Below are 14,192 nucleotides of genomic sequence, written 5' to 3' on the forward strand. Positions count from 1 at the left end.
CGGGGCATGGAAAAGCGCTCGCTCTCCATTGCCGGCCATCGCACCAGCATTGCACTCGAGCCCGAATTCTGGGCGGCGCTAGGCGAACTCGCCGCCAGCCGCGGCCAGACCATGGCCGGTCTCATCAAATCCATCGACGAAACCCGCCAGACGACAAACTTGTCCTCGGCGGCACGATTGGCCGTGCTCAAATGGTATCAGGACCGCGCGGCCGCTAGTTCAGCGGCAGAGTAAGGGGCCGGTTGACCGGCGGCGCTGTCGGCAGGCCCAGATCAAGTGGATTCTGTACCTGTGGCGGGGATGGCGCTGGTTGAGGCTGGGTTTGCTGCTGCAATTGCTCCAGTTCAAGCCGCCGCGCCTCTTCTGCCGCCTGCCGCGCGGCTTCCTCCTCAGCCTGACGAGCCGCTTCCGCCGCGGCGCGCTGGCGCTGTTCCTCGATCAGCCTATTGCGCTCCTCGGCCGCCGCCCGCTGCCGCTCCGCATCCTCGGCACGCAGGACTTCGAGACGCTCGACCTCAAGTTCATTGGCGCGCACCTGAATGGCCGCGATCAGCGTATCCAGATCGAGCGTCGACACCGGCGCCAGCACAGTACCCGATAGCTGGGTGCCGATCCGCGCCGTGTCGGCCGAGATAAGCCCATTGGCATCATCGAGCCCCAGCGGAGTCAGCGCAAACCCGCCCTCAAGGCCAAGCGTCGCAAGCTGCACATTGATGTTGCCGGCCAGCCGCCCGCCCTGCCCTTCCACGATGAAATTGGCCAGCCGCGCCACCCCACCTGCCATGGTGAAGGCGCCGGTTGCCTGCCCTGCAGTAAACGGCCCCTGCTGCAGGGCCACGCCGATGACGCTGGCCATTGCATCGGGGTCCATATTGAGGGCGTCATCAAGCCCTGATGCGGCATTGAACACGCGGGGATCGAGCTGGTTCACCGCCAGGTCGGTCAGTGTAAAATTGCCTTCGCCGGTCATGGCGCCAAACACCGAAGCCAGGCTCGCGCCGGTTCCTTCAAAGCGCACACCGCCCTCGACGGTCCCGCCCACCATCGCCGCCATGGTGGGCGACGCGATGGCATTGACCGGCACACCGGCCAGAGTGAGCCGGCCGCTAACGGTCTTGTCGAGCAAAGCGCCGGCACAGCATACCGACAGATCGAGCGTCGCCTTGCCGCCGCCCAGCCCCGCTTCGAACCGGGCGAGGCGCAGGCGGGTCTCGTCCCAGCTCAATTCAAAACTGGCATCGTTCATCCGCGCCACGCCGCCCGCCGAGACCACTGGCGCGGTAATGCTGACGGAACCCCGCGTCTGGCGCGGCGCATCGCCGGATGCGATCGGTCCTTCCGGCCATACGCTATCGCCCGGAACGAGCGCGGCAGGGCCAAAGACCGCGGTGGACAGGCCCTCGATGGAAATCTCATCAATGGCAAAATTGCCCGCCACTGCCGCCGCATTATTGGTGCGGGACAGGGAGAGCTCGCCGGTAAAGCCGGTTGCGCCGGACGTGCCCTGCACATTGGTCAGCCGCGCCAGCCGCTCGCCTTCGAAATGCAGGTCGGCCGTGCCCTTGGCCATGGGCAGGCTGAGATCGCGGCCACCGGCGATCTCAGCCAGCCCGCCAGCATCGGCCAAATCGACATTGAGTTGGCCCGTGCCCTGCAATTCGGCATTGGCCCCGAACACCAGATTGCCAGCAAAACCAACACTCTCGCTGCCGAGGCTAGTGGTAATGCTGCCATTGAGACTATTGGCGGGCGTGCCTTCAAGGCCAATGGCCACTAGCATGGAACCCTGCCCCGCAAACAGGTCGGCTTCGCCCAGGCCGATCTGGCGCGTCAGACCGGCAGTGTCGGTGGATTCCAGCGTCGCTGTAACCCGCAATGGCGCGGTGAAAACCGCTGCCAAGCCGCCACCGAGCTGCAGGCGCGCATCGAGATTGGCGGCGCCAAGCGTGCCATCCAGCGTGAGTGTTTGCCCGTTCTCGCCCGCCGGCGCGCCAAGATCAAAGGCAATGTCGCCGGGCAAGGACAACGCTAGGAAATTGCGCCAGTCCGTCGGCGTCTTCAGCCCATCGTAAAGCGCCAGGAGCGCCGGCGCATCGCCCGCGCTGACTTTGATATTGCCCTTGCCCACCAACTGCGGCGCGGCCAGCGTGCCGGTAAATTGGCCCGCAGCATCGAAGCCGACACCGCCCAGATCATCGGCAGCAAGTCGCGTGAACTCGATCCCGCCGGCGGTCCACATACCCTCTGCGACAAGGCCGGAGCCATCCAGCCCAAACAGCAGAGCGCTTTTCCCGCTGAGTGCGAAGCTGCCCGTAGGGAAGCTGATGCCGAAGGTAGGGCTGGCGCCTATATCGGGCAGCAGCGCGCCGACTAGTGTGCTGCCGCTGGCGCCAAGATCATCGAAATGGCCCACCACGTCGAGCCGCTTTTCTCCACCAAAGCCCAGGCGCAATTCCACCGCATGGGTATGGCCATCCAGCGTCAACCGCCCATCGGTCAAACCAAACGCGTCGCCGCCCAGCATGATGCGCCCGCCCAGCCGGCCTGGCTGGTTGAACAGCGGATTGCTCTCCAGTGGCTTGCGCCATAGCGCAGCGAGGCCATCGAGCCTGGTACTGTCGAGCGAGGCCTGGCCGCGGAATGCCGGCGAGCCGTTCTCGTCGCTCAGCGTGCCGCTGGCCCGCAATTCGGTTTCGCCCGGCAAGCCGGCGATGAATTGCTCGATCTGCCAGGTCCGCCCATTGGTGCTGGCATCGACTCGCACATTGCGCAGGGCAAAGCCGCGCAGGCCGATCTCAGCCAAGTCTACTCCGACCCGGCCGGGAATGGGCGGAATGATCGGCGCGGGCAGTTCTGCAAGCAAGCGGACCGCCTCATAGGGCTGGGTATTGGCGTCTTCCTTGGCATCGCGCGGCGGCAGCGTGAACACCCCGCCCGAGATCACCGCGTCAAAACTCTGCCGCGTGCCCAATTGAATGCTGGCTGCGCCGGTCAGCCTCGTGCCGGCCCGGTTCTCGTCGGGCCGCAAGGTATAGCCCGTCAGCACCACCCGATCGGTCGAGGCCGTGATTCGGCTTTCGAGCACCAGATCGCCGTGGATTTCGTCGGCATTCTGTGCGGTCGCCGGCTTCTGGCGATAGGTCATCGCCCCGTCGAATTTGGGCGCCATGCCCGCCGTCAGCAAGCCCTCGACGGCAAACGAAAAGGCATCGGATTCCGGCCTGACCGCCGCCGTGACCCGGCTCGATCCGTCGCTGGCGAGGGGCGCCGAATTGAACCGCGCCGTGTAGCGCCCGCCGCCATAGCTGCCCGAACCCTGGAATTGTAGCGGCCCGGCAAGACCCGAAAGCTTGAGCTCGCCGTCCACATCGCTGGCCTCATAGGTCTTGCCCGCCCGGCGATCCATCAGCCGAACGGTGGCATCGATAATGCTGGCCTGCGCCAATCCGACCCCGGTTCCCGTGCCGTTCGGGGCAAATCCGCTGCCAAACAGGCCGCTTTCGTCGATCGTGAAATCCACCACCGGCTCGCGCAGCACCAGCCGGGTGACGTTGTAATGATCGCGCAGAAAATCCATCAGCGAGAATTCGGCTTCGACCGCGCCGACCGTCGCGGCCGGCTCATCGGCCGATCCCACCAGCACATCGGTAAAATTCAGCCGCGGCTGCGGCAGCAGCGAGAATTCGATATCGCCCCGGATGATCACCTTGGCGCCGAGCACCCCGCCGGCAAGCTCTTCCATACGCTCGCGATAGTCACCCCATTGGATGAAACGCGGCGCTATGAATGCCCCGGCGAGCACGAAAATCGCGAGCAGGCCAACGATGATATAGATGCGATTCAGCACGGTTACGCGTAGGTCCGGGTTTGCGCGCAGAGTTTAGGCACTTGCGCCCCCTAAGCAAGCCCGCCATTGCCTTGATTCACGCTATGAAATTGTCGGGCCAAAGGCGCCCAATATCACGGCTTTGCGAGGGACCATGCAAAACGGCCGGGCACAAGGCCCGGCCGCTGCCGCAAAACGTTCGCCGAAGACTAAAGCGCGCCGATCGACCAGAAATAGGTCTCGCCCGAGCTGTCATCGACGCCGTCATTGTCGGTGATGACATAGCCCACACCGGCGGCGTCCACGGCAAAGCTCTCCACCTTGTCGACCACATAGCCGTTGAGGCTCTTGAGGTCGGGGATGAAGTCGCGGACCAATTCCTTGCTGACGACCGGCAGTTCGCCACCCAATTCGACACCGGCGAGGTCAGCAACCGGCACGCGATAGAGCCCCTTGAGCTGGGCCTTGTCGCCAATCTGGTTGTCGCGCTCGATGACGTAGACATAGTCGCCATGCGCGGTGATTTCCGACAGGCCAACCCAGGCCCCTTCGGCCGGCGTTTCGAGCGGATAGGCAACGGCGCCCCATTCCTCGGTCGAAGGCTTGTAGCTGACAAGCTTGACCTGACCCTTGGGATCATCCTTCCATTCGCGCTGAATGGCGATCCAGAGGGTCATATCGTCACCCTCGCCAATGGCGGTGATGCCTTCCGAACCCGAACGGATTTCATTGGCCAGCAATTCGGCCGGAAACGGGATCTCGGCTTCGATTTCGCCTTCCGCGTTCACATGGAACAGCGCATGCGGCGTGAGCTCGGACGTATCGCCCTCCGAAGCCAGCCAGAAACCGCCTTCCCCATCCAGCGTGATGCCTTCGAGATCAAGCTTCTGTGCCGGATGGCCGCCGCGGGTCACCACCGTCTTGGCAATGATGCGGGCCGGCTTGGACGTCGCGTCGATCGTGTAGATAGCCGGCTCGGCGCTCAGCGCGCTGTCGCTGACAGCATAAAGAATGCCGGGCTTTTCAGCATCGCCAACGGCGCCCGAAATGGCAGCCCAGCCGAACGGCAGACCGTTCTCGTCATTGTCCGAAACCAGCTGGGGATAGGCGGCTTCGCCCTCGGCCAGCTCATAGACCATGACATGAGAGCCAATGCCGCCATCTTCGCGCAGGTCAACTTCGTTGGCGGTCACGATCAGATTGCGGACAGGAATGGCAGTGATGCCTTCCGGGGAAATGCCCGATGGAATGGTCTGCACATATTCTGGCTCGGCGCCGGTATCCTTGTAGATCGCGACGAGCGAGGAGCGCTCTTCGACCACGAAGATATATTGCTGCTCGCCAAAACTCGCGACTTCCAGACCTTCGGGCTCAACGCCCTTCTTGTTGCGCGCATCGGGATAATGGCCAAGGCGAGCGGCATCGAGATCGAGTGCATTGGCCGAGTCATAGACGACACTGCCGTCGCGGTTGAAAATCGAGAAACTGCGCGAGCCACCGTTCCAATCGCCCTCATTGGCCACGACCAGGCGGTCAGCATCCAGCCACTTGATGGCGTCGGGTTCGCGCGGCACATCGCTCGTTTTGCCAGTGAAATTGAGCGCGCCGTCCTTCTTGGTATCGACATTCTCGACCGAAACCGCGCCTGCGGAGAAGCCGCCAGTGACCGTACCGGTCTTGCCATCGATGATGGCAATCCAGTTGTTTTCCTGCAGGGTGACAGCGATTTGGTCATTGTCGTTGAAATCGACGAATTCGGGCTCCGGGTCCTCGCCGCCGACATCGGCAATGCCGGTCAGCTCAACCGTCTTGAGGGTCTTGGCGGCAACATCGAAAATCACCACAAAGCCAGCCGGCAGTTGCGGGAGATCGCCGTCATTGACCTCCTCGTCGCGCTCATTCTCGATGGCGACGGCAATCAACGTGCCGGCGGCATTATGCGCCACCGAATCCGGCTGACCGCCCAGATCATATTCGGCATCGACGGCCTTGCTGGCGATGTCGACAACGACCAGCTTGCCGGAAGGCGCAGCGAAGCTCTCCGACGTATTGACGCCGACATAGGCCTTGTCGCCAATGATGGTGACCGAAGTCGGCTCGCCATCGAGCGACAGGAAACCGAGGTTTTTGGGAGCCTTGGCGTCAGTCAGATCGACAAAGCCAATGCCGCCTGCCGGGCTGTCCGAGTAAATAAGGGTCAGGCCGTCATCGCTGGCGGTGATGATCTCGGCTGAGGTCGCCTCGGCGTCGGGCGCATTGAGCGCGACGGGGAAGCTGGCAATACGATTGAACACTTGTTCGGCATGGACCGAAACCACCGTCGCCAACAAGGCGGCCGTGAGTGCGGCAAGAAATTTCGTGGAATACATGGATCAAGCCCCTGTTGAAGTCCAAGGCCTGCCCTAGGCCGCATGCATAAAACTTCGATGACAGGGACATGACAGTGCTGTGACGCCGCGCTCTTCTATACAGCGAGCCCCGCGCCACCTATATTGCACCGTGAACAAAAGAAGATTCGTCAATACCCCCACGGCGCAGCCAGCTCCCGGCGCGACGTGATGGAAAGGCCTTAGATGCCCGGCAATACCAACAATACCGAACGCCCGCCTGCCGGGTCGATCACCAGCCAATTCGGCCGGCGGGAAACGCCTGCCTATCTCGATGGCCTCAATGAGGAACAGCGGCTTGCAGTGGAGACCATTGATGGTCCGCTGCTGGTACTGGCCGGCGCCGGCACCGGCAAAACCCGCGTGCTGACGACGCGCATTGCCCATATCATCAATACCAATCGCGCCTGGCCGTCCCAAATCCTGTCGGTGACCTTCACCAACAAGGCCGCCCGCGAGATGAAGGAGCGGATCGAAAAGCTGGTTCCCCGCCTCGAGGCCATGCCCTGGATGGGCACGTTCCACTCCATCGGCGCCCGCATCCTGCGCCAGCATGCGGGCCTGGTGGGTCTGACCAGCAGTTTCACCATCCTCGATACCGACGATCAGATCCGGCTCATCAAGCAATTACTGGCCGCCGAGGATATCGACGAGAAGCGTTGGCCCGCCAAGCAGTTTGCCGGCATGATGGATGCCTGGAAGAACAAGGGCCTGCTGCCCAAGGACGTTTCGCCGGCCGAAAGTGGCGGCTATGCCAATGGCCGCGGCGCCAAGCTCTATGCCGATTACCAGGCCCGCCTGAAGGTGCTCAACGCCGCAGATTTCGGCGACCTGCTGCTCGAATGCATTCGCCTGTTCAAGGAAAACCCTGACGTGCTGGCGGAATTCCACCGCAAGTTCAAATACATGCTGGTGGACGAATACCAGGACAGCAACGTCGCCCAATATCTCTGGCTGCGCTTGCTCGCCCAGGGCAAGCCGGCCAGCGAAGCCAATATCTGCGTGGTGGGCGACGACGACCAGTCCATCTATGGCTGGCGCGGCGCCGAGGTCGACAATATCCTGCGCTTCGAGAAGGATTTCCCGGGTGCCAAGGTGATCAAGCTCGAGCGCAATTACCGCTCGACCTCCAATATCCTCAAGGCTGCCTCCAATCTCATCGCCTTCAATGAAAGCCGCCTGGGCAAGACGCTGCAGACCGATGTGGGCGAAAGCGGCGAGCTGGTTTCCGTCACCCAGGTGTGGGATTCCGAGGAGGAAGCCCGCACGGTCGGCGAAGAAATCGAGCAATATCAACGCGCTGGCGAGAGCCTCAATTCCATGGCCATCCTGGTCCGCGCCTCCTTCCAGATGCGCGAATTTGAAGAGCGCTTCATCACGCTGGGGCTGAATTACCGCGTCATCGGCGGCCCGCGCTTTTACGAGCGCAAGGAAATCCGCGACGCCATCGCCTATCTGCGCCTTGTCGCCCAGCCGGCCGACGACCTGGCGCTGGACCGCATCATCAACACCCCCAAGCGCGGCCTCGGAGACTCGACGGTGCAGTTGCTGCATAGCGCCGCCCGCGCGGCCAACGTGCCGCTGCTCTCAGCCATCCGCATGCTGGTCGACACCGAGGAGCTCAAACCCAAGCAGCGCACGACCCTGCGCAGCCTGGTTTCCCAGTTCGAGGACTGGACGTTCCACGCCCAGACCTTGAAACCCTTCGAGCTGGTCGAACGGATCCTGGAGGAGAGCGGCTATACCGACATGCTCAGCGCCGACAAGTCGGTGGAGTCCGAGGGCCGCAAGGAAAACCTCAAGGAACTGAGCCGCTCGATGGAAGAGTTCGACACCCTTGGTGGCTTCCTCGAACACATCGCCCTGGTGATGGACCGCGACAGCACCGAGGCAAGCGACGCCGTCACCATCATGACCCTGCACGGGGCCAAGGGGCTGGAATTCAACACGGTTTTCCTGCCCGGCTGGGAGGAAGGCACCTTCCCCAGCCAGCGCTCGATGGACGAAAGCGGCCGCGCCGGGCTCGAGGAAGAGCGGCGTCTGGCCTATGTCGGCATCACCCGCGGGCGCAAACGCGTGCGTATCTCCGCCGCCCAGAACCGCCGCATCCATGGCCTGTGGCAATCGGCCATTCCCTCGCGCTTTCTCGATGAATTGCCCGCCGATGCCGTCGAGGTGACCGATACCGGCTCCTCCTATGGCGGCTACGGCTATGGCGGGGGCGCCACCAGCCGCTTCAACAAGGCCGACCCCTTCGAAAGCGTCTACGAAACCCCCGGCTGGCAGCGCGCCCGCGCCCAGCAGGCGAGCCGCAAGGGCGGCGGCCCGATGACCATTGACGGCGATCTCGTCGCCCGCTCGGTCGACTTGGGCAACGACAAATCCGCCTTCAGCTTCGGCGAACGCGTCTTCCACCTCAAATTCGGCTATGGCGCGATCGCCGGGATCGAGGGGAACAAACTGACCATCGACTTCGAGCAAACCGGCCGCAAGAAGGTCCTGGATAGCTTTATCAAGAAGGGGTGAGACACTCGCTCCTTTTGGCCAAGCCGTCCTCTGCCTTCTCGTCCCAATTGTGCTCTGCTACAACTTCGAGCGCACCCCAGGTTAATAGGTAAACCGAGCAATGATCGTCAGCACCACGCCCACGCTGGAAGGCCGCCAGATCCGCGAATATCTGGGCATCGTCACCGGCGAAGTCATTGTCGGCGCCAATATCTTCAAAGACCTGTTCGCCGGCATTCGCGATATCGTGGGCGGTCGCGCCGGTGCCTATGAATCGACGCTGCGCGATGCCCGCCGCCAGGCCTTCAGCGAGTTGGAATCCGAAGCCAAGCGCCTGGGCGCCGATGCGGTGGTGGGTGTCGACATCGACTATGAAGTCGTCGGCCAGGGCGGATCCATGCTGATGGTGTCCGTGTCCGGCACAGCCGTCAGGTTCTAGAGCCCAATCCCGCCCAACGGTTCGGTTTCAAACCGCTCGCCAAAGCCGGCTATGAGCGGCTTGGCCTTGGCAATGGTTGCTTGCACCTGCGGCAATTGGAGCGAGGCGCCATGGCTATCCTTGTTGTCCCACACTTCGGTGATCCAGATGCCGTCTTCGCTCGCCGGATCGCGGGCGATCACATAGCTGATGCAACCGGGCATGGCGCCATTGCCCTCCAGCATGATGGCCAGCAATTCCTCGCGCTTGCCGGGCGCCGCCAGCATCTTGCCGATCAGACCGTACATTGCCCATCTCCTCCGCTAAGGCTTGATCAGACCACCGCTGTAACGCAAGCCATAACCCTTTGTTCCAGAACAATAAATTGTTTCTTCGCCAGAGAACAGATCGACAGCCCCTGTGGACTTATCCACGTATTCCCCGTGCGGACCAACCCAAGTAAAACCGCCGAGAAAGCGCCCCTCGGCATACATGGCCGACAGCGCGACCTTGATGGTCTCCCCTGCCCGCTGCGCATCGATCAGGTCCGGCCGCAGGATGAAGCCATGATAATTCATGGCCCAGACCGGCTCGGCATCGAGCCAGATGGTTTCCTGCCCCAAAAAATCGGTGCCGCCGAAATAGCTGTCGCGATAGCGCCATGGCCCTTGCGACCAGACCAGATCATGCGAACCCTGCCGGCTCGACGCGGATTTTTCGCCGCCGCCGACGTAACAGGCCTGTTTGGCAGCCACCACGACTGCATTGAGCGCATTCAAATCCATTTTTCCACCCGAACAAAGCATGAACGAATGCCTGGTATTCGTCAAGGAAATCGTGGCGCATTGACTTGTTTCGGCCGCTGCCGCAACAAGGGGCCGATTAAATGAAAGCCCTGCCCATGTCCGTCGACCAGCTCTCCGCCCCGCTCACCAAAGAACAGGCCTATGCCCTGGTCGATGCCGTGATGGAGCGGGACGACCTGGCGCTGACCGCTTCGGCGCATGAGAATGAAGAGACGGGCGAATGGTTTTTCGAGGCCACGTGCGACAGCCCGCCCGATCTTGAATCATTTTCTGAGCTGGCCCGGCAAACCCTTGGTGGGGCAGTCGATTTTTCCGTTTCGCCAATCGATCCCGATTTCAATTGGGTGGCTAAATCGCTGGAGGGTCTGGTCCCGGTGATCGCGGGTGGCTTCTATGTTTATGGCAGCCACGAGACCGGCCCCATTCCGGGCGGGCTGACGCCAATGCGGATCGACGCGGCGCAGGCATTTGGCACCGGGCACCATGAGACGACGACGGGGTGCCTTGAGGCCATCGACAAGGTGCTCAAGCGCCGCCGGCCGCGGGTTTTGCTCGACGTTGGTACTGGTACCGGTGTTCTGGCGATTGCCCTGGCCAAGCGGCTGCGGCTGCCGGTTATTGCCAGCGATATCGACCCCATTGCGGTGACGACCACCATTGAAAATGCTCAACAAAATGGCGTTGGCAAATTCATCATCGGCATCGAGGCGACCGGGCTGACCAATCCGACCATTGCCGGCAATGCGCCCTATGACCTGATCGTGGCCAATATTCTGGCCGGGCCGCTGACGGCACTGGCACCGGCCATGGGGCGGGTTGCCGGGCGCGGCGCGACGATCATTCTGTCGGGGATTTTGCAGCATCAGGCGCGGGGCGTGATCAATGCCTATCAGCGCCAGGGCATGATCCTGATCGAGAAGCTGCAGCGCAAGGATTGGACCACGCTGATCCTCGAAATGCGCTAGCGCAAGGTGCGCATTCCTGCCGCTCGTGCTAGCGGACTGTTAGCATCGAGACTAGCACTTGGCGGTTTCAGGCCCCAGAAAAGCAAAATCCCCGAACTCGCGTCCGGGGATCAATCAGATCGTCAGCAGTAAACTGCAGCGGCCTTACGGGCGCTTTGTGAATGCGCCGATCAGCTGGTGCTGCATGCGATAGCTGACCTGACGGCTCGACTCGCGGCCACGGGCGTCGATAACGGCTCCCAGTGCCTTGCGGAAATCATTCTTGCTCTCGGTCATCTCAGTCTCCATGCATGTCGGCGATCTATTGCCGTCGACAGGAGCTTATCTAGTCCCTCCCCCCGGCTTTGGTTAGGGGGCAAACGGCAAGCCAGCCATGTCAGTTTCGCAAGCCCCGTTACCACCACGTTAATTTGCCGTTCAGACTTCGCAGCGCGGCAACCTCTGGTTAAGGTGTCGCGTGAGCCGAACAGGAACGACGCCATGACCGACCAGACTTTTCCGCCAGCCATCTTCCAGAGCTTTGAGGAAAAGGCCGACCCCAAAAATGTCGCGCCCCGGCTCAAGGCACTACGGGCGGCCATGGCCAAGGCGGGGGTCGACGGGTTCCTGGTGCCGCGTGCCGATGCCCATCGCGGCGAATCGGTCCCCGCCAGCGAAGCGCGGCTGGCCTATCTCACCGGCTTTACCGGCTCGGCCGGCATTGCCATGGTGGGGAAGAAGAAGGCAGGCCTGTTCGTCGATAGCCGCTACACATTGCAGGCGCCGGCGCAGACCGATACGGCCAAGGTGAGTGTGCACGAAGTGCTGCAAGGCGGGTTGCCGGTGGAGATCGGTGATTATGTGCCCAAGGGCGGCACCATTCGCTACGATCCCTGGCTGCATACACCGGGCGAAATCCGCGATCTGCAGGCCAAGCTGGGCAAACGGGCCAAGCTGATGCCCGGCCCCAATCTGATCGACGCAATCTGGAACGATCGGCCCGGCGCGCCGGTCAGCGCCATCGAAGTGCTCGGGCACAACCGGGCCGGCAAGACCGCGCCGGACAAGATTGCCGATATTCAGGCGAGCTTGAGCCAGGACGGCGCCGACGCGGCCGTGCTGACGCTGCCGGAATCGATCTGCTGGCTGTTCAATATTCGCGGGCGCGACGTGCCCAATACGCCCTTCGTACTGGGCTTTGCCGTCGTGCCGCGCAAGGGGGAACCCTCGCTTTATCTCGACCCGGCCAAGATCACGCCGGAGCTGAGCAAGGCGCTTGATGGCGTGGCCAAGGTGGTGAGCAGCAAGAACCTGCCCAATGCATTGGCCAAGCTGGGCAAGGACAAGAAGGCGGTGCTGATCGATCCGGCGACAGCGCCCGAAGCCATTGCCGCGACGCTCAAGAGCGCGGGCGCGGCGCTGATCGAAAAGCGTGACCCGGTGCTGCTGCCCAAATCGCGCAAGAACGAGGCCGAATTGGCCGGCATGCGCGAGGCGCACAAGCTCGATGGCGCGGCTTTGGCCAAGTTCCTCGCCTGGTTCGATGACCAGGCGCCGTCGGGCACGCTGTCCGAAATCGGCATCGTCACGGCGCTGGAGGCCTTTCGCCGGGAAGACGAGACTTGTGTGGATGCCAGCTTCGACACGATTTCGGGCGCGGGCGGCAATGGCGCGATCGTGCATTACCGGGTGACCGACAAGACCGACCGGGTGCTCAAGCCGGGCGAGCTGATGCTGGTCGATAGCGGGGCGCAATATCTGTCGGGCACGACGGACATTACCCGCACGATGGCGACGGGCCCGGCCACAGACGAACAACGCGACCGCTTTACCCGCGTGCTCAAGGGCATGATGGCCGTTTCCATGGCGCGCTTTCCCAAAGGCACGTCGGGCGCCCAGCTCGATGTGCTGGCGCGGCAATTCCTGTGGCAGGATGGGGTGACCTATAATCACGGCACCGGGCACGGCGTGGGGGCGTATCTGGGCGTGCATGAAGGCCCGATCGGGATTTCCTCGCGCTATACGCTGCCGCTCGAAGTGGGCAATGTGCTGTCCAACGAGCCGGGCTATTACAAGACCGGCGAATACGGCATCCGCGTCGAGAACCTGATCGTGGTGGTGGAGAGCGCCAAGCCGGGATTCCTGGAGTTCGAGACGCTGACGCTGGCCCCGATTGACCGGCGGTTGGTGGATGTTGGGATGCTGACGGCGGGTGAACGCGATTGGCTCAATGCGTATCACCAGCGGGTGTGGGCAGAGATCGGGCCAGGAGTGACAGGCGCGGTGAAGGAGTGGCTGAAGGGGGCGACTGCGGCGGTTTGAGGGGCCGGGCATCGGGGCTCTCATCTCACCCCACCCTGGCCCTCCCCATTAAGGGGAGGGTGAGCCCGATGGGTGGGGATGGATAGGGTCCCAGATCTCCCAATCAACCACAATGTCATTCCGGCGCAGGCCGGAATCCATGTCCGTGGCGACCCGCACACGTCCAGCGCCGGGATGGCCTTCAGCATGGATTCCGGCCTACGCCGGAATGACACCGTGGGTGATTTGCAAAAATCACGACATAACCACCGCTTTCCCTCGGCTCGGGACAGCACAGAGCATGTGGTTGCGGCGAGTGGCCCTCGGGTCGAGCCCGACGGAGAGCGGTGGGGAGGAGGGATTGAGGACTTCCAAGCGGTGGGATTGCGCCACGGATCGCTCAACAAACCGCAATGTCATTCCCGCGAAAGCGGGAATGGCGCCGTGGGTGGTGTTAGCTTCGCGCCCTAAAACCCCAGCTGGTCGTAGGTCAGTGCCCAGCTCAGCAGCCAGTGGTCTTCCTTGCCGAGCGAGGCCACGTCGTCGACCAGCCAATTACCGTTTTCGCGCACCATGGCGATGCTGAGCAGGCGGGGCTGGTCGAAATTGTGGTAGCTGACATTGACCACCGAGCGATCATCCAGCGTGGTCGGTTCGCCAATGGCGAGATCGAACAGCAGCGCATTGGCGTCGGGCAGGAATGGATTGAACACCGCGGCGGGGGTGAATTGCTCGCCCTTCATCGCATTGTCGTCGGTGAATACCTTGTTTTCGACGGCCTGATCGAAAATGGCCTTGAGGCGGGGCGAATAATAGGCGGTGGGATCGCCCGCCGTGCGGCCCGGGCCATAGCCGTCGAAAATCGCGGTGACCAGCGCCTTGGGATCGCTGAATGCCTCGGCCGCCTGCCCTGCCGCCATGGGCAGCAACATCGCCGCAGCCAGCACACCTGCCATCAATCGCATCATTTTTCCTCGCGCCTCGATTGGTCCACGGCTAGCGGTC

11 protein-coding genes are annotated in these 14,192 nt (G+C 62.6%); 5 read left to right on the plus strand and 6 right to left on the minus strand.

Annotated features, from left to right (window positions below; all coding sequences use genetic code 11):
• Window positions 1–6: 6 nt before the first annotated feature.
• Window positions 7–234, plus strand: coding sequence for a ribbon-helix-helix domain-containing protein (locus tag ACI3KW_RS05210; protein WP_113121785.1), 228 nt, complete (start codon window positions 7–9; stop codon window positions 232–234).
• Here the strand turns inward: ACI3KW_RS05210 and ACI3KW_RS05215 are convergent.
• The gene (locus ACI3KW_RS05215; protein WP_404847208.1) at window positions 215–3,847 is read right to left on the minus strand and encodes an AsmA family protein; all 3,633 of its coding nucleotides are present in this window, start codon (window positions 3,845–3,847) and stop codon (window positions 215–217) included. The genes ACI3KW_RS05210 and ACI3KW_RS05215 overlap by 20 nt on opposite strands.
• A gap of 188 nt (window positions 3,848–4,035) precedes the next feature.
• Window positions 4,036–6,195 carry an esterase-like activity of phytase family protein gene (locus ACI3KW_RS05220; protein ID WP_404847209.1) on the minus strand — a complete coding sequence of 720 codons (2,160 nt, stop codon included), beginning with the start codon at window positions 6,193–6,195 and terminating at the stop codon, window positions 4,036–4,038.
• Window positions 6,196–6,399: 204 nt separating this feature from the next.
• Between ACI3KW_RS05220 and ACI3KW_RS05225 the strand changes: the two genes are divergently transcribed.
• Entirely contained in the window at window positions 6,400–8,739 is a 2,340-nt protein-coding gene (locus ACI3KW_RS05225) for an ATP-dependent helicase (RefSeq protein WP_404847210.1), read from the plus strand.
• 100 nt (window positions 8,740–8,839) lie between these two features.
• Window positions 8,840–9,157 (plus strand): heavy metal-binding domain-containing protein, encoded by a 318-nt coding sequence (locus ACI3KW_RS05230; protein ID WP_262166770.1) that lies wholly within the window; start codon window positions 8,840–8,842, stop codon window positions 9,155–9,157.
• Here the strand turns inward: ACI3KW_RS05230 and ACI3KW_RS05235 are convergent.
• A complete protein-coding gene (locus ACI3KW_RS05235) occupies window positions 9,154–9,444 on the minus strand; it encodes a putative quinol monooxygenase (protein WP_404847211.1) in 291 nt (96 codons plus the stop codon). The two genes, ACI3KW_RS05230 and ACI3KW_RS05235, sit on opposite strands and share 4 nt — an antisense overlap.
• A gap of 15 nt (window positions 9,445–9,459) precedes the next feature.
• Complete coding sequence (locus ACI3KW_RS05240; RefSeq protein WP_404847212.1) at window positions 9,460–9,921, minus strand: DUF5680 domain-containing protein; 462 nt, start codon at window positions 9,919–9,921, stop codon at window positions 9,460–9,462.
• Window positions 9,922–10,022: 101 nt separating this feature from the next.
• Here ACI3KW_RS05240 and ACI3KW_RS05245 point away from each other — a divergent pair, with 101 nt between their 5' ends.
• Window positions 10,023–10,907 carry a 50S ribosomal protein L11 methyltransferase gene (locus ACI3KW_RS05245; protein WP_404847213.1) on the plus strand — a complete coding sequence of 295 codons (885 nt, stop codon included), beginning with the start codon at window positions 10,023–10,025 and terminating at the stop codon, window positions 10,905–10,907.
• Between the two features lie 144 nt (window positions 10,908–11,051).
• Here the strand turns inward: ACI3KW_RS05245 and ACI3KW_RS05250 are convergent, their stop codons facing one another.
• Complete coding sequence (locus ACI3KW_RS05250) at window positions 11,052–11,183, minus strand: hypothetical protein (protein ID WP_262166763.1); 132 nt, start codon at window positions 11,181–11,183, stop codon at window positions 11,052–11,054.
• A gap of 204 nt (window positions 11,184–11,387) precedes the next feature.
• Here ACI3KW_RS05250 and ACI3KW_RS05255 point away from each other — a divergent pair, with 204 nt between their 5' ends.
• Window positions 11,388–13,208, plus strand: a complete 1,821-nt coding sequence (locus ACI3KW_RS05255; RefSeq protein ID WP_404847214.1) for an aminopeptidase P family protein — start codon at window positions 11,388–11,390, stop codon at window positions 13,206–13,208.
• A 446-nt stretch (window positions 13,209–13,654) separates the two neighbouring features.
• On the opposite strand, the gene ACI3KW_RS05260 is transcribed toward ACI3KW_RS05255, so the two are convergent.
• Window positions 13,655–14,143 (minus strand): hypothetical protein, encoded by a 489-nt coding sequence (locus ACI3KW_RS05260; protein WP_404847215.1) that lies wholly within the window; start codon window positions 14,141–14,143, stop codon window positions 13,655–13,657.
• Window positions 14,144–14,192 lie beyond the last annotated feature (49 nt).

The sequence above is a fragment of the Devosia sp. ZW T5_3 genome, from assembly GCF_044987315.1.
Taxonomy (GTDB): Bacteria; Pseudomonadota; Alphaproteobacteria; order Rhizobiales; family Devosiaceae; genus Devosia.